This is a genomic window from Serratia sp. CY33525 (assembly GCF_052169115.1).
In the GTDB taxonomy this organism is placed as follows: domain Bacteria; phylum Pseudomonadota; class Gammaproteobacteria; order Enterobacterales; family Enterobacteriaceae; genus Serratia; species Serratia sarumanii.
Map to the genome: position 1 here is coordinate 436,514 of NZ_JBJNLK010000003.1, position 15,760 is coordinate 452,273.

16 protein-coding genes are annotated in these 15,760 nt (G+C 61.8%); 7 read left to right on the forward strand and 9 right to left on the reverse strand.

Features of this window, described 5'->3' with window-relative positions; translation table 11 throughout:
- Positions 1-83: 83 nt before the first annotated feature.
- The gene (lpxC, locus tag ACJ8IM_RS10750) at positions 84-1,001 is read left to right on the forward strand and encodes a UDP-3-O-acyl-N-acetylglucosamine deacetylase (protein WP_025159644.1); all 918 of its coding nucleotides are present in this window, start codon (positions 84-86) and stop codon (positions 999-1,001) included.
- A 104-nt stretch (positions 1,002-1,105) separates the two neighbouring features.
- Here lpxC and ACJ8IM_RS10755 read toward each other — a convergent pair whose 3' ends face one another.
- The gene (locus ACJ8IM_RS10755) at positions 1,106-1,621 is read right to left on the reverse strand and encodes a DUF721 domain-containing protein (protein ID WP_033637110.1); all 516 of its coding nucleotides are present in this window, start codon (positions 1,619-1,621) and stop codon (positions 1,106-1,108) included.
- A 26-nt stretch (positions 1,622-1,647) separates the two neighbouring features.
- On the opposite strand from ACJ8IM_RS10755, the gene secM reads away from it, so the two are divergent.
- From secM to mutT, 3 genes are all read left to right on the forward strand, one after another.
- Positions 1,648-2,178 (forward strand): secA translation cis-regulator SecM, encoded by a 531-nt coding sequence (gene secM / locus ACJ8IM_RS10760; protein WP_033649205.1) that lies wholly within the window; start codon positions 1,648-1,650, stop codon positions 2,176-2,178.
- Positions 2,179-2,260: 82 nt separating this feature from the next.
- Positions 2,261-4,969 (forward strand): preprotein translocase subunit SecA, encoded by a 2,709-nt coding sequence (gene secA, locus ACJ8IM_RS10765; protein WP_033637114.1) that lies wholly within the window; start codon positions 2,261-2,263, stop codon positions 4,967-4,969.
- A 79-nt stretch (positions 4,970-5,048) separates the two neighbouring features.
- The gene (gene mutT / locus ACJ8IM_RS10770; RefSeq protein ID WP_033652916.1) at positions 5,049-5,453 is read left to right on the forward strand and encodes an 8-oxo-dGTP diphosphatase MutT; all 405 of its coding nucleotides are present in this window, start codon (positions 5,049-5,051) and stop codon (positions 5,451-5,453) included.
- Positions 5,454-5,492: 39 nt separating this feature from the next.
- Here mutT and yacG read toward each other — a convergent pair whose 3' ends face one another.
- The 3 genes from yacG to coaE are packed head-to-tail and all read right to left on the reverse strand — an operon-like array spanning position 5,493 to position 7,108.
- Entirely contained in the window at positions 5,493-5,684 is a 192-nt protein-coding gene (yacG, locus tag ACJ8IM_RS10775; RefSeq protein ID WP_004932737.1) for a DNA gyrase inhibitor YacG, read from the reverse strand.
- A gap of 51 nt (positions 5,685-5,735) precedes the next feature.
- Complete coding sequence (zapD, locus tag ACJ8IM_RS10780) at positions 5,736-6,488, reverse strand: cell division protein ZapD (protein ID WP_033652917.1); 753 nt, start codon at positions 6,486-6,488, stop codon at positions 5,736-5,738.
- A 5-nt stretch (positions 6,489-6,493) separates the two neighbouring features.
- Positions 6,494-7,108, reverse strand: coding sequence for a dephospho-CoA kinase (gene coaE / locus ACJ8IM_RS10785; protein WP_033637119.1), 615 nt, complete (start codon positions 7,106-7,108; stop codon positions 6,494-6,496).
- Between the two features lie 362 nt (positions 7,109-7,470).
- Between coaE and ACJ8IM_RS10790 the strand changes: the two genes are divergently transcribed.
- Positions 7,471-8,514, forward strand: coding sequence for a GMP reductase (locus tag ACJ8IM_RS10790; RefSeq protein WP_015376656.1), 1,044 nt, complete (start codon positions 7,471-7,473; stop codon positions 8,512-8,514).
- Positions 8,515-8,566: 52 nt separating this feature from the next.
- On the opposite strand, the gene hofC is transcribed toward ACJ8IM_RS10790, so the two are convergent.
- The 4 genes from hofC to nadC form a co-directional block, all read right to left on the reverse strand.
- Positions 8,567-9,766 carry a protein transport protein HofC gene (hofC, locus tag ACJ8IM_RS10795; protein WP_033652918.1) on the reverse strand — a complete coding sequence of 400 codons (1,200 nt, stop codon included), beginning with the start codon at positions 9,764-9,766 and terminating at the stop codon, positions 8,567-8,569.
- Positions 9,763-11,205: a type II secretion system protein GspE gene (gene gspE / locus ACJ8IM_RS10800; RefSeq protein ID WP_033652919.1), complete on the reverse strand. Its 1,443-nt coding sequence runs from the start codon at positions 11,203-11,205 to the stop codon at positions 9,763-9,765. The genes hofC and gspE overlap by 4 nt, the downstream gene beginning before the upstream one ends.
- 5 nt (positions 11,206-11,210) lie before the next feature.
- A complete protein-coding gene (ppdD, locus tag ACJ8IM_RS10805) occupies positions 11,211-11,648 on the reverse strand; it encodes a prepilin peptidase-dependent pilin (RefSeq protein ID WP_033652920.1) in 438 nt (145 codons plus the stop codon).
- 189 nt (positions 11,649-11,837) lie between these two features.
- Positions 11,838-12,728, reverse strand: a complete 891-nt coding sequence (gene nadC, locus ACJ8IM_RS10810) for a carboxylating nicotinate-nucleotide diphosphorylase (RefSeq protein WP_019455086.1) — start codon at positions 12,726-12,728, stop codon at positions 11,838-11,840.
- 84 nt (positions 12,729-12,812) lie between these two features.
- Between nadC and ampD the strand changes: the two genes are divergently transcribed.
- Entirely contained in the window at positions 12,813-13,409 is a 597-nt protein-coding gene (gene ampD / locus ACJ8IM_RS10815; protein ID WP_033652921.1) for a 1,6-anhydro-N-acetylmuramyl-L-alanine amidase AmpD, read from the forward strand.
- A complete protein-coding gene (gene ampE / locus ACJ8IM_RS10820) occupies positions 13,409-14,263 on the forward strand; it encodes a beta-lactamase regulator AmpE (protein ID WP_025301586.1) in 855 nt (284 codons plus the stop codon). The genes ampD and ampE overlap by 1 nt, the downstream gene beginning before the upstream one ends.
- 60 nt (positions 14,264-14,323) lie before the next feature.
- Here the strand turns inward: ampE and hemL are convergent, their stop codons facing one another.
- Positions 14,324-15,613 carry a glutamate-1-semialdehyde 2,1-aminomutase gene (gene hemL, locus ACJ8IM_RS10825; protein WP_033652922.1) on the reverse strand — a complete coding sequence of 430 codons (1,290 nt, stop codon included), beginning with the start codon at positions 15,611-15,613 and terminating at the stop codon, positions 14,324-14,326.
- Between the last annotated feature and the right edge of the window lie 147 nt (positions 15,614-15,760).

Here is a 15,760-nt window from a genome sequence, read left to right on the forward strand (position 1 = left end):
ATCTCCGCTCTTTGTGCTAAACTGTCCCGCCGGCCATGCTGTATGCTTGGCTGGTAGGATGGATAACATTGCGAGATAAAACGATGATCAAACAAAGGACATTAAAACGTATTGTTCAGGCGACTGGCGTCGGTTTGCATACCGGCAAGAAAGTCACGCTGACAATGCGCCCAGCGCCGGCTAATACCGGGGTCATCTATCGTCGCACTGACTTGAATCCACCGGTTGATTTTCCGGCTGATGCAAAATCCGTGCGTGATACCATGCTCTGTACTTGCCTGGTGAATGAGCATGACGTGCGTATTTCGACCGTTGAGCACCTCAACGCCGCGCTGGCTGGGTTGGGCATCGACAACATCGTCATCGAAGTCGACGCCGCTGAAATCCCAATCATGGACGGCAGCGCCAGTCCGTTCGTGTTCTTGCTGCTGGATGCCGGCATCGAAGAGCTGAACTCGGCGAAGAAATTCCTGCGTCTGAAAGAGACCGTGCGTGTTGAAGATGGCGACAAATGGGCCGAGCTGTCCCCGCATAACGGGTTCCGCCTGGACTTCACCATCGACTTCAACCACCCGGCTATCGACGCCAGCTCTCAGCGCTATCGTCTTGATTTCTCGGCTGAGTCGTTCGTGCGTCAAATCAGCCGCGCGCGCACCTTCGGGTTCATGCGCGACATCGAATACCTGCAGTCCCGCGGCCTGGCCCTGGGCGGCAGCTTCGACTGCGCCATCGTGGTGGATGACTACCGCGTGCTGAACGAAGACGGCCTGCGTTTCGAAGACGAATTCGTACGTCACAAAATGCTGGACGCCATCGGCGACCTGTTCATGTGCGGCCACAACATCATTGGCGCGTTTACCGCGTACAAGTCTGGCCATGCCTTGAACAACAAACTGCTGCAGGCCGTGCTGGCCAAGCAGGAAGCGTGGGAATACGTGACCTTCCAGGACGAAGCCGAAATGCCGTTGGCATTCAAGGCACCGTCCACCGTATTGGCGTAAGGTCTGAATTCCTCGTCCGCTGCGAATAACGGCAGGCGCATCCTCTGAGAGCCTGAGCATTCAGGCTCGTGATGCGGTCTGATGTTTTGCAGTTGTGTCGCTGATTACTTATCACGACTGGTTGTGTTGGTACCCTCTCCGGCCAATGCAGCCAGCCGTTCCAATATCTTGCGCAGTTTTTCCGGGCTACGGCTCGCCAATCCTCTCAGTTCTTCCGCACTTTCCAGACTCAAATGCCGCATCGGCACCGGTTTTTCCGGCGCTTTCTCTGCGTTTTGCACCTGGTGGCTGCCTTTCGCCATCAAGGCCGGATTAATCCTGATGTCGATCGACGACAATGATGGTAGAATTTGCGCTCGTAGTGCAGACAGTAAAGCGGGTTGTTCGTAGCGCAAGCGCATCATCCAACTGGCATTTGCCGTTTCGAGCACTAAAATACCCTGTCGGAAATTCGCGACGCGGCACCAGGGATGCAGGGGAGCGGGCAACAGGCCCTTCACTGCACGGTTAAGCTTGAGCAGCGCCACCGCGCGTTGCTGGACGTTATGCAGCGGCCCTTTGCTGCCGGCAGACGCGTCGTCGAACAGGACATCTAATAATTGTGGACGGCTATCGCGCATAATGGGCTCCGGCGGATTATAAACTCGTGATCGGTATTCTAAATCGTTGGCGACAATTTGGCAGACGTTATTTCTGGCCCCATCTCCTGTTAGGGATGGTTGCGGCCACGCTTGGCGCGTCTTCCAGTTTGTCCGGCGCCCCCGATCAGGCCGCACTGCCGAATACATCGTCCAGCCTTAACCGGCAAAATGCGGCCAATGGCACCTTCAACAGCCTGGCCCTGCTGCAGGACGCGCACCGCCGTCCTACCTTCAGCGTAGATTATTGGCAGCAACATGCGCTGCGCACCGTCATACGTCACCTTTCTTTCGCGCTGGCGCCGCAGGCGGTTTATGCGCGGGTGCAGGAGAGCGAAGCCGAAGCGGAACCCCCTTTGCAGGTGGCGCAACTGGCGCTGCTGTCCACCCTCAACGCGCTGCTGACGCACGAGCCGAAGCCGCCGACCATCATTCGCCACACCCACCTTGAGGTGCTGCCAACGCTGGCACGGCACCAGACCGGCCTGTGGGTGGCGCAGGTACAGGGCATTCGCGCCGGGCCTGCCGCGCTCGTCTGACTCCGCCCTTCGGGCACAAAAACCATAAATAATAGCAAGTTGACTGCCGTGTCAGGCCGTCATGACAGAGATATCAAACATCATGTTAGTAAAATTATTAACCAAAGTTTTTGGCAGCCGTAACGATCGTACCCTGCGCCGCATGCGCAAAGTGGTTGAGCAGATCAACCGCATGGAACCGGACATGGAAAAACTGTCCGATGATGAGCTGAAAGCGAAAACCAACGAATTCCGCGCGCGCCTGGAGAAGGGCGAATCGCTGGAAAGCCTGATCCCGGAAGCCTTCGCCGTAGTGCGTGAGGCGAGCAAACGCGTGTTCGGCATGCGTCACTTCGACGTGCAGCTGCTGGGCGGCATGGTGCTGAACGATCGCTGCATCGCCGAGATGCGCACCGGTGAAGGTAAAACCCTGACCGCCACGCTGCCGGCTTACCTGAACGCCCTGAGCGGCCGCGGCGTGCACGTCGTGACCGTCAACGACTATCTGGCGCAGCGTGACGCCGAAAACAACCGTCCGCTGTTCGAGTTCCTCGGCCTGAGCATCGGTATCAACCTGCCGGGCATGCCGGCGCCGGCCAAGCGTGAAGCTTACGCCGCCGACATCACCTACGGCACCAACAACGAATACGGCTTCGACTACCTGCGCGACAACATGGCGTTCAGCCCGGAAGAGCGCGTGCAGCGCAAACTGCACTATGCGCTGGTGGATGAGGTGGACTCCATCCTGATCGATGAAGCGCGTACGCCGCTGATCATCTCCGGCCCGGCCGAAGACAGCTCCGAGATGTACATCAAGGTCAACAAGCTGATCCCTAAACTGATCCGCCAGGAAAAAGAAGACTCCGACACCTTCAAGGGTGAAGGGCACTTCTCGGTGGATGAGAAGGCGCGCCAGGTTCACCTGACCGAACGCGGCCTGATCCTGATCGAAGAGATGCTGGTGGAAGCCGGCATCATGGATGAGGGCGAGTCGCTGTACTCGCCGACCAACATCATGCTGATGCACCACGTTACCGCCGCGCTGCGCGCCCACGTGCTGTTCACCCGCGACGTTGACTACATCGTGAAAGATGGCGAAGTGATCATCGTCGACGAACACACCGGCCGTACCATGCAGGGGCGCCGCTGGTCCGACGGCCTGCACCAGGCGGTGGAAGCCAAAGAAGGCGTGGAGATCCAGAACGAGAACCAGACGCTGGCTTCGATCACCTTCCAGAACTACTTCCGTCTGTACGAGAAGCTGGCGGGGATGACCGGTACCGCCGATACCGAAGCCTTCGAATTCAGCTCGATCTACAAGCTGGACACCATCGTGGTGCCAACCAACCGTCCGATGATCCGTAAGGACATGCCGGATCTGGTGTACATGACCGAGAAAGAGAAGATCGGCGCCATCATCGAAGACATCCGCGAGCGTACCGCCAAAGGCCAGCCGGTGTTGGTGGGTACCATCTCGATCGAGAAATCCGAAGTGGTTTCCCGCGAACTGACCAAAGCGGGCATCGACCACAAGGTGCTGAACGCCAAGTTCCACGCCATGGAAGCGGATATCGTCGCCCAGGCCGGCCAGAGCGGCGCGGTGACCATCGCCACCAACATGGCGGGCCGTGGTACCGATATCGTGCTGGGCGGCAGCTGGCAGGCCGAAGTGGCGCTGCTGGAAGCGCCGACCGAAGAGCAGATTGAAGCCATCAAAGCCGCCTGGAAAGAACGCCACGACGCGGTGCTGGCGGCGGGCGGCCTGCATATCATCGGCACCGAGCGCCATGAATCGCGCCGTATCGATAACCAGCTGCGCGGTCGTTCCGGTCGTCAGGGCGATGCCGGTTCATCCCGCTTCTACCTGTCGATGGAAGATGCCCTGATGCGTATCTTCGCTTCGGATCGCGTGTCCGGCATGATGCGTAAACTGGGTATGAAAGAAGGCGAAGCGATTGAGCACCCGTGGGTGACCAAGGCGATCGCCAACGCCCAGCGCAAGGTAGAGAGCCGCAACTTCGACATCCGTAAGCAGCTGCTGGAATACGACGACGTCGCCAACGATCAGCGCCGCGCCATCTACAGCCAGCGTAACGAATTGCTGGACGTGTCCGACGTGAGCGAAACCATCGCCAGCATCCGCGAGGACGTGTTCAAGAGCACCATCGACAACTACATCACGCCGCAGTCGCTGGAAGAAGAGTGGGACATTCAGGGGTTGGAAGAGCGCCTGAAGAACGACTTCGATCTGGAGATGCCGATCGCACAATGGCTGGACAAAGAGCCGGAGCTGCACGAAGAGACGCTGCGCGAACGCATTCTGGAGAACGCCAAAGAGCAGTACCAGCGTAAGGAAGACGTGGTCGGCAGCGAAATGATGCGCAACTTCGAGAAGGGCGTGATGCTGCAGACGCTGGATTCCCTGTGGAAAGAACACCTGGCGGCGATGGACTACCTGCGTCAGGGTATCCACCTGCGCGGCTATGCGCAGAAGGATCCAAAGCAGGAGTACAAGCGCGAATCCTTCAACATGTTCGCCACCATGCTGGAATCGCTGAAATATGAAGTGATCAGCGTGCTGAGCAAGGTTCAGGTGCGGATGCCGGAAGAGGTGGAAGCGCTGGAACAGCAGCGCCGTGAAGAGGCCGAGCGCCTGGCGCAGCACCAACAGTTGAGCCACCACGACGAGAACGCGCTGGTGACCGAAGATCCGAACGCGCCGGCGACCGCCGAGCGTAAAGTGGGCCGCAACGATCCATGCCCATGCGGCTCCGGCAAGAAATACAAGCAGTGCCACGGCCGCCTGCAGTAATGCCGGCCGCGGTTAACCGATAACACCAGGGGTTCAGCTTGCTGAGCCCCTGTTTTTTGACACCCATCAGGAGGGTGAGATGAAACATTTGAATATCGCCGTGGGCATCATCCGCAATGCGCAACGGGAGATCTTTATTACCCGCCGCGCCGCCGACGCGCACATGGCCGGGTTCTGGGAGTTTCCCGGCGGCAAGATCGAACAGGGTGAAACGCCGGAACAGGCGCTGAGCCGCGAGCTGCGGGAAGAGACCGGTATCGAAGCCGAACGTGCCGAGCTGCTGGAGGTGGTGGAGCATCGCTTCAGCGATCGCATCGTGACGCTGAATTTTTATCTGGTGGAGGCCTGGGCAGGCGAGCCGTTCGGCCGCGAGGGGCAACCGATGCGCTGGGTAAAACAGGCGGATCTGCGTGAAGACGAATTCCCGGAAGCCAACGTCGGCATCATCCGACTGCTGGTGGCGCAGGCGAACGCCGCGCAATGACAAGCGTGGCCTGACGCCCGCCAGGCCAACCGTGGGCGATCAGCGATCGTCCATTTCACTCCAGTCTTCGCTTTCCGACAGATCGCTGTTGCTCGGAATGCGCTTCTCTTCATCGGCCCACTCGCCGAGATCGATCAGCTGGCAGCGCTTGCTGCAAAACGGCCGGAACGGGCTGACTTCACCCCAAACCACGCCGGTGCCACAGGTTGGGCATTTTACTACGGTCGTCATAACGGTTCCTTACGCCTTCTGTCAGTGCTGAGAAGGCTTTCTTTCACAAGTTCAACAACAGGCCAGTTCGAACGTCAGGCGTTCAGGCACCACGCCATTTTCGCTGTCCAGCGGCAGGAAACGAATGGCATAACGCGTCTTGTGGCCGGAAATCTGCGGATAAAGCTGTGGCGCCAGATGGAGGCGCAGGCGCAGCAGATCCGCCCCTTCGGCGTTGTCCTGGAAAAAGCCGTTCAGGCTGATTTGATTGCGGAACGGCCCGGACTGGCGGATCAGATCCAGCACCATGGTCAGCGCCTGGTTCAGCGGATCCAGCGACTGCAGCCAGGTGGCGACGTCGGCATCGCGATCCTGCTGCGGCGCGTGCATCCACATGTGCAGGGTCGGCAGATCGAAGCTGCAGCAGCCGCCGGGAATGTTCAGCCGCTGGCGCACCAGGCCGATCAGCCGGTCTTCGCGCAGCGCCTGGCCGAGGCGCGGCGCCGCCATCAGCGCCGATGAGCGCGACTTCAACTGGCCGCGCAGCTGATCGATCAGCGCCATGTCCACGCCCGGCACATCGGCCCAGGCCAACAGTTTCTGCTGCTGGCGCTCCAGTTCTTTGAGCAGTTCGGTGCGCACTTCGCCGCGCTCCAGCACGTCCAGCAAGTCGGAGACGGTGCGAAAGAAGGTGAGAGCGATGGCGGTTTCGCTCAGGGCGCGTTGGCCGTGCAGCTGTTGCAGCAGAAATTCGATGCGCAGCCAGGTGCGCATTTTTTCGTTCAGCGGGTGTTCAAAGAGAACGGTTGGGGAAACATCACTCATGCAGTTTAATCCTGTTGGGGCGCTGTTGCCGCCAGTTCAAGGTAGCGACGATGCAGTGCGGCGACCTGTGGCTCTATCCCCTGAGCGGCGCCGCTGTTGTCAATAATGTCATCCGCCACGGCGAGGCGCTGCCGGCGTGTGGCCTGGGCGGCGAGAATGCTTTGCGCCTGCTCACGGCTGACGCCGTCGCGCGCGATGGTGCGAGCCAGCTGAGTTTCGGCGTCGACGTCGATCACCAGCACCCGATCGGCGCGATCCTGCAGGCCGTTTTCCACCAGCAGCGGCACCACCCACAGCGCGTACGGGCTGGCGGCCTGCGCCAGTTGGCGCTGGGTTTCACGGTGTATCAGCGGATGCAGCAGCTGGTTCAGCCAGGTTTTGTCATCGGGATGGCTGAAGATGCGCTGACGCAGCGCAGCACGGTTCAACGCGCCGTCCGGCAGCAACATTTCATTACCAAATCGTTCGGCGATCGCGGCCAAGGCAGGGGTGCCTGGCTCGACGACCTGACGGGCGATCACGTCGGCATCGACAAGGGTTGCGCCGTGGCGCGCAAAGGCGTTCGCGACGGTCGTCTTGCCGCTGCCTATGCCCCCGGTCAACGCAACAATGTAGGCCATGGTGTTAGGTGCATCCGATGTTCATAAAAAAATAATAGTCGAATCATAAAGCGATCGCGCAGAAGTGCAAGTCGGCAGGCGGCGCTTGCGCGTCGGCACCGTTCGGGCGGCGAGAAAAAGCGCAGCGGCACGGCAAAAATGAGCGGGCAATCACACTGCGATTATGCAGGTAAATTTGTCGGATTGTAGCGTAAATAAAGGCGAATTCGCAGTCTTGTTCGGCGATTATTAGCGCGTATTATAACGTCACTGGAACTGGCATTAATCTCGCCGCCGTCTTTTTGCGCCACTGGAAAGCCGTCGGGCAGAGATTCGAACATCCTCCTTGCGATCCGTCGCCATTAACCAGGAAATCATAAGTCATGCGTATTGAAGAAGATTTGAAGTTGGGCTTTAAAGACGTGTTGATCCGCCCTAAGCGCTCCACGCTGAAAAGCCGTTCCGAGGTTGAACTGGAACGTCAGTTTACCTTCAAGCATTCAGGTTGCAGCTGGTCCGGCGTGCCGATTATCGCCGCCAACATGGACACAGTGGGCACCTTCCGCATGGCCGAGGCCCTGGCTTCTTTCGACGTTCTCACCGCCGTACACAAACATTACAGCGTCGAGCAATGGGCTGACTTCGTGCAGCGCATGCCGGAATCGGTGCTGCGCCACGTGATGGTGTCCACCGGCACCTCCGAAGCCGACTTCGCCAAAATGCAGCAGATCCTGGCCCTGTCCCCGGCGCTGAAATTCATCTGCATCGACGTGGCCAACGGCTACTCTGAACACTTCGTCGCCTTCCTGCAGAAAGCGCGCGAAGCCTGCCCGAATCACGTGATCTGCGCCGGCAACGTAGTGACCGGCGAGATGGTGGAAGAGCTTATCCTCTCCGGCGCCGACATCGTTAAGGTTGGCATCGGCCCGGGCTCAGTCTGTACTACCCGCGTGAAGACCGGCGTGGGCTACCCGCAGCTGTCGGCGGTGATTGAATGCGCCGATGCTGCCCACGGGCTGGGCGGCCAAATCGTCAGCGACGGCGGCTGCTCGGTGCCGGGCGACGTCGCTAAAGCCTTCGGCGGCGGCGCTGACTTCGTGATGCTGGGCGGCATGCTGGCCGGCCACGACGAGTGTGAAGGCACCGTGGTGGAAGAGAACGGCGAAAAGTTCATGCTGTTCTACGGCATGAGCTCCGAATCGGCGATGAAGCGCCACGTCGGCGGCGTGGCGGAGTATCGCGCGGCCGAAGGTAAAACCGTCAAACTGCCGCTGCGCGGCGAGGTGGAGTTTACCGTGCGCGATATCCTTGGCGGCCTGCGCTCTGCTTGCACCTACGTTGGCGCCGAGCGCCTGAAAGAGCTGACCAAGCGCACCACCTTTATCCGCGTGGCGGAGCAGGAAAACCGCGTCTTCGGCAGCAAATAAGCCGCACCTTGCATTCGGGCGCAGCGCACCGCGGCGCCCGCTATCCTCTTTTTTATCCCAGCACGCTGCCCAGTTGAAAAATAGGCAGGTACATGGCGATCACCAAAGCACCGACGATCCCGCCCACCACCAGCATCAGCAGCGGCTCCAGCGTTTGCGCCAGCGTATCGGCCAGCTCGTGCGTCTGCCGTTCGTACCACTGCGCCAATTTATCCAGCAAGACGTCCAGCGAGCCCGATTCTTCGCCCACCCGCACCAGCTGCCGGCACAGCGGCGGAAACAGCGGTTGCAGGGCGAGGGCGTGATGAAACGCCTCGCCTTCGGCGAGCTGCCGCTGCACCTGCTCCAGCGCCTGCCGGTACAGCAGATGGTCGGCCGCCAGCGCCGCCGCGTTCAAGCCTTCTACCAGCGTCAGCCCCGCGCGTTGGGTCATGGTCAGAATGCGAAACGTTTGGCTCAGCGCGCCGCCGCTCACCAGCCGGGCGATCAGCGGCAGGCGCAGCAAGGCGGCCTGCTCACGTCGGCGCCACGGCGGGCGCGGATGCAGCCAGCGGCAATAGCCGAACAGCAATGCGCCGAGCAGCAGCGCCAAATAGGGGCCAACGGCGATCAGCAGCGCGGACAACCCCAATAACCCTTGGGTAAACCAGGGCAGCGGCGCATCGAACGACTGATAAACCTTGGCGAATTCCGGCAGCACCATCACCAGCATCAGCACGCTGACCAGCAGCGCCACCGCACAGATGAAGAGGGGATAGCGCAGCGCTTTGGTCACTTTGCGGCGCAGCAGCAGCTGGGCTTCCTGCTGTTGCGCCAGCTGCAGGCAGCAGCGATCGAGATTGCCGGTTAGCTCGCCGATGGCGATCAGTTGGCGATAGATAAGTGGAAAAACGCCTGGCTGCGCGGTAAGGGTTTCGGAGAGCGGCTGCCCTTCGCGCACCTGTTCTGCCAACTGGCGCAACAGGCAACGCCAGGCCGCCGAAGGGTGCTCTGCCGCCAGAAGCTGCAGCGTATTGACCAGCGGCAACCCGGCCTGCAGCAGGGTGGCGAGTTGGCGGGTGAAGTGGATCAAAGGTTCTCCGCGCCACTGGCCGGGCGTGACGCGTTTGCCGTGCCCGATCCGCCAGGGTTGCATACCTTGCTCAATCAGTAACCGGCTCACCTGCCGTTTTTCATCGCTCATCAGTTCGCCGCGGCGCAGGGCGCCCTGGGCGTCGAAAGCCTGCCAAAGAAACAGCCGGCGCGCTTTCATGGCGCGGTTACGCCGAGCTGGACGACGTCGATCACGCGGTACAGCTCTTCCAGCGAGGTCGCGCCTTCGCTGGCCAGCGCCAGGCCCGCCTGCAGCAGCGAAAGCTGCCCCTGCTCGCGGGCGACATCCGCCAGCCGGCTGGGCGCGGCGTTCGCCAGCAACGCCGCCTGTATTTCCGGCGTAATGGCCAACAGCTCATACACGCCGATGCGCCCATAGTAGCCGCCGAAGCAATGCTCGCAGCCATCGGCGCGCCAGGCGGTCAGCGGCTCCGGCCAGACCGAGGCAGGAAAATGCGTGGGTTGGCTGTGCGGGTAGCGGCAGTGGCGACACAGCCTGCGCACCAGCCGCTGCGCGATGACCAGCTTCAGGCAGCCGGCGAGCAGGTAGCCGGGGATACCCATGTGCATCAGGCGCGTCAGGGTTTCGCCGGTGGAGTTGGTATGCAGCGTCGACAGCACCAGGTGGCCGGTTTGCGCGGCCTTGACCGCGATCTCGGCGGTTTCCGCATCGCGGATCTCGCCGATCATGATGACATCCGGATCCTGGCGCAGCAGGGCGCGCAGCACCCGGGCGAAGCTCAGCTCGGTTTTGGCGTTGATCTGGGTTTGATTGACGCCGAACAGCGGTATCTCGACAGGATCTTCGACGCTGCACAGGTTGCTTTGCGCATCGTTCAACTGGCGCAGGCCGCTGTACAGCGTTACCGTCTTGCCGCTGCCGGTCGGGCCGGTCACCAGGATCAAACCTTGCGGGCAGGCCAGCGCCGCCGCGTAGCGCGCCAAATCCGCTCGGCTCATGCCCAGTTGATCCAGCGGCAGCTCCTGCTGTTCGCCCTGCTGAACGCGCAGCACCACCTTTTCGCCGTGTAGCGTCGGCAGAGTGGCGATACGCATGGCATAGCGCGCGCCGTCCAACGTCAGGCTGAGCTGCCCGTCCTGAGGCTGACGGCGCTCGGCGATATCCAGCTGGCCGAGGATCTTCAGCCGGGCGATGAGGCGTGCGGTCAGCTGGGGTGACGGCGAGGCGAGGGTTTGCAGCACGCCGTCGATGCGCAGGCGAATGCGAAAATGCTGCCGAAAGGGCTCGAAGTGGACGTCCGAGGCGCGACGCTGAATGGCCAGGCGCAGCGTCTGGTTGATGAACTGCACCACCGGCGCGTCGCCGTCGTCGGGGTAGGCGATGTCGGCGCTGTCTTCTTCGGCCGCCAGCGGCGCCGGTAGCGGTTCCTGGCGTTGGTTCAGCGCCTGCTCCAGCCTGGCCGCCGGCCATTGCTCCAGATGGATGCGCTTGCCGGTGGCGAAACGCAGCGCCGCCAGCAGCCCTTGCGGCGCCTCTTCGTTGAGGGCGATCGTCAGGGTGGTCGGATCTTCGTTCAGCGCCAGCGCCTGATAGCGCCGGCACAGGGCGTGAACTTCTTCGCTGATTTGCGCGTTCATCGCCGTTACTCCGCCGCGTTGTCGAAGCGGAAGACTTCCTGGCACACTTCAACCAGCGTTGCGTTTTCGCTGCTGCACAGCCGGCTCCAGCGGGTCAGCCCATCGGCGTTCGCTTTGGGGGTTAATGCCACCGCCAGCCCCTGCAGCGTTTGGGTGCCGGTCAGCGTGATCACGCCTTTGACGACTTTCACCCCGCTGGCGTAACGCGACGTGCCGCCGGTGGGAATGCCTTTGCTGCCGGCTTCACAGCCGGTGGGGGCGCCTTCGTCCAGCACGCACAGCTCGACCGCCAGTTTGTACGGCGACATGGTTTGCAGCATGTCGGTCATCGCCGCTTTCTGGATGTAGCGCTGGTAGGCGGGAATGCCGATGGCGCTGAGGATGGCGATGATGGCGATCACCACCATCAGTTCTATCAGGGTAAAGCCGCGTTGCGTTTCCATGCGTTGTCTCCTCCATAAGGGTGTGGAAGGCAACGGTAGCGGTTTGCGCGGGGGCACGGCGAGGGGCTTTTGCGCGTTTCTCGGCGCGCTTCCATCAGTAATGACGTTGTTTGCAGCGGTGAATAAAAGGGTGCGAGGGGCTTCGCAATTTTACGGTAACGCCCCCGGCAGCGGCCGGGGGCGAGGGGATCATTTGAAGCGCATCGACAGATCGAGCGCGGTCACATGCTTGGTCAGCGCGCCGACCGAAATGTAATCCACGCCGGTCTCGGCGAAGGTGCGCAGCGTCTCACTGGTGACGTTGCCGGATACTTCCAGCTGGGCGCGGCCCTGGGTTTGGGCGACCGCCTGGCGCATCATCTCGACGCTGAAGTTGTCCAGCATGATGATGTCGGCGCCGGCGTCCAGCGCCTGCTGCAGTTCATCGAGCGATTCGACTTCCACTTCCACCGGCACGTCGGCGTGCAGCCAGAAGGCTTTTTCCACCGCGTTCTTGATAGAGCCGGAGGCGATGATGTGGTTTTCCTTGATCAGGAAGGCGTCGGACAGCCCCAGCCGGTGGTTGCTGCCGCCCCCGCACAGCACGGCGTATTTCAGCGCGGTGCGCAGGCCGGGCAGGGTCTTGCGGGTATCGAGCAGGCGAGTCCGGGTGCCTTCCAGCAGAGCCACATAGCGGCTGACCTCGGTCGCCACGCCGGAGAGCGTCTGCACGAAGTTCAGCGCGGTGCGCTCGCCGGTCAGCATCACCCGCGCGGGGCCGCGCAGCCGGCAGAGCGGTTGGTTCGGCGTCAGGCGGTCGCCGTCCGCCACCAGCCACTCCACCTGCACCTGATTGCCCAGCTGAATAAAGACCTCATTCAGCCAGCGGCGGCCACAGAATACGCCGGCTTCGCGGGTGATGACGGTGGCTTCGGCCTGCTTGTCCGCCGGTAACAGTTGCGCGGTAATATCGCGCCCGGCGTCGACTTCACCCCCCAGGTCTTCGCGCAGCGCCTGGGCGACGGCATAGGGAATATCACTTTCAATTCGTTCAAGAAGCTCGGTGCGGCGACTGTCGGCACTGTAGCGGCGTGTCGGCATGGAAAACTCCGAAATGGACGGTTAGATCGTAGGGGAACATGCTACTCTGTTGCAGGAATAAGTACCACCGCAGAGAGGTGTCTGATGCAGTTGGAAAATGGCTGGATTATCGGGGTGACGCGAGTGGTCTCGCCGCACTGCGATCGGCGCCCGGATGACGAGCCGCCGTCGCTGCTGGTCATCCACAACATCAGCCTGCCGCCCGGCGAGTTCGGCGGCCCCTATATCGACCAGTTGTTTACCGGCACGCTCGATCCCGCACAGCATCCCTATTTTGCCGAGATCCATCAGCTGCGGGTGTCGGCGCACTGCCTGATCCGCCGCGACGGGGAGATCGTGCAGTACGTGCCCTTCGACCAGCGCGCCTGGCACGCGGGCGTTTCCCTGTATCAGGGGCGCGACCGGTGCAACGATTTCTCCATCGGCATCGAGCTGGAAGGCACCGATCAGTTACCCTACACCGAGGCGCAATACCGCGCGCTGCAGGCGGTCACCGCGCTGCTGGCCGAACATTATCCGCCGCTGGTGGCCAATATCGCCGGGCATTGCGATATCGCCCCCGGCCGCAAGACCGATCCCGGGCCGGCGTTCGATTGGGATCGCTATCTGGCATCTCTGGAACAACGCGGCGCGCCCGCCGACGCTATGCTTGAGACAAGAAATAGGGAGAGGAATCGCTAATGACGCTGTTTACGCTGTTGCTGGTTTTGGCCTGGGAGCGCCTGTTTAAGCTGGGAGAACACTGGCAGCTGGATCACCGTCTCGAAGTGGTGTTTCAGCGGCTGCATCGGGTTTCGCTGGCGCAGACGCTGGCGATGACCGCCGCCTGGATGGTGGTCGTTTGGGGCGTTCTGTGGCTGTCGCACGGGTTGTTCTTCGGCGTGGTGACGCTGCTGCTGTGGATCGTCATCGATCTGCTGTGCGTCGGCGCCGGCATCAAGCGCAAACACTACCGCGCCTACCTGAAAGCGGCGCGGCAGGGCGATACCCACGCCAGCGATCAGATGGCGGAAGAGCTGGCGTTGATCCACGGTTTGCCGGTGGACTGCAGCGAAGAGCTGCGCCTGCGCGAGCTGCAAAACGCGCTGCTGTGGATCAACTTCCGTTATTATCTGGCGCCGCTGTTCTGGTTCGTGGTCTTTGGGCCTTACGGGCCGATCGCGTTGGCGGGGTATGCCTTCCTGCGCGCCTATCAAACCTGGCTGGCGCGCCACAATACGCCGCTGGAGCGTTCGCAATCGGGCATCGATCACCTGCTGAACTGGCTGGACTGGATCCCGGTGCGTTTGGCCGGGGTGGCCTACGCGCTGTTTGGCCACGGCGAGCGGGCGCTGCCGGCCTGGTTCGCCTCGCTGGGGGATCGGCATTCATCGTCGTATCAGGTGCTGACGCGGCTGGCGCAGTTCTCGCTGGCGCGCGATCCGCATATGGATCCGGTGCAAACGCCGCGGGCGGCGGTGACGCTGGCGCGCAAGGTGACGATGATCATCGTGGTGGTGGTGGCGCTGTTGACCATTTACGGCACGCTGCTTTAAGCGGCAGCGAAAAGCAAAACGGGCGCCGAGGCACCCGTTTTTTTGGCCATTCGGCCGGGATTACAGCTTGGCGAAGCAGCGACGCGCGGCGTCGATGGTGCGCTGAATGTCTTCCTTGCTGTGCGCCACGGACATGAAGCCCGCTTCGAAGGCGGACGGAGCCAGATACACCCCTTCTTCCAGCATCAGATGGAAGAAGCGCTTGAAGCGTTCCACGTCGCACTGCATCACGTCCTGGTAGCAGGTGACCGCCGGCGCGTCGGTGAAGAACAGGCCGAACATGCCGCCGACGTTGTTGACCACCAGCGGGATATTCTCTTCCTGCGCCGCGTGCAGCAGGCCAGCGGCCAGCATCTCGGTCAGTTCGGTCAGCGTCTGGTGCACGCCCACCTGCGACACTTCGGTCAGGCAGGCATAGCCCGCCGCCATGGCGATCGGGTTGCCGGACAGGGTGCCCGCCTGGTAGACCGGGCCGGTCGGCGCCAGCGAGTCCATCACGTCGCGGCGGCCGCCGAAGGCGCCCACCGGCATGCCGCCGCCGATGATTTTGCCGAGGCAGGTCAGATCCGGCTCGACGCCGTAATAGGACTGTGCGCCGGCCAGCGCCACGCGGAAGCCGGTCATCACTTCATCGATGATCAAGAGCGCGCCGTACTTGTCGCACAGCGCGCGCAGGCCCGGCAGGAATTCCGGCAGCGGCGGCACGCAGTTCATGTTGCCGGCGACCGGCTCGACGATGATACAGGCGATCTCGGACGGGTACTGCTCGAAGGCGGCCCGCACCGAATCCAGGTCGTTATAGGTGCAGGTCAGGGTGTGCTTGGCGAAATCGGCCGGCACGCCCGGTGAGTTCGGCTGGCCGAGGGTCAGCGCGCCGGAACCGGCTTTCACCAGCAGGCAGTCGGCGTGGCCGTGGTAGCAGCCTTCGAACTTGATGATTTTATCGCGGTTGGTGTAGCCGCGCGCCAGGCGGATGGCGCTCATGGTGGCTTCGGTGCCCGAGTTCACCATGCGCACCATATCCATGGTAGGCACCAGCTCGGTGACCAACTGCGCCATTTTGACTTCCATCTCGGTTGGCGCGCCGAAGCTCAGGCCGCGCTGCGCCGCTTCGATCACCGCGTCGCGGATCGCCGGGTGGTTATGCCCCAGCACCATCGGCCCCCAGGAACCGACATAGTCGATATAGGCCTTGCCGTCGGCATCGAACAGGTAAGCCCCGTCTGCCCGCTCGATAAACAGCGGCACACCGCCTACGCCGGTGAATGCACGCACCGGAGAGTTCACCCCGCCGGGGATCAACTGTTGCGCCTGGGCGTACAGACTTTCGGACTTGCTGTGTAGGCTCATAAATCGGCTCCTGGATTCTCTTTTGAATGATTTGACCGCGCTATTCTAGAGGAGAGCGCCGCGTTATGAAACGATCACAGTCAGATACCATTAACGGCAGCGCGCGCCGCCGGGTTGGGGTAGAATAACCGCCTTGCCTATTTGTAT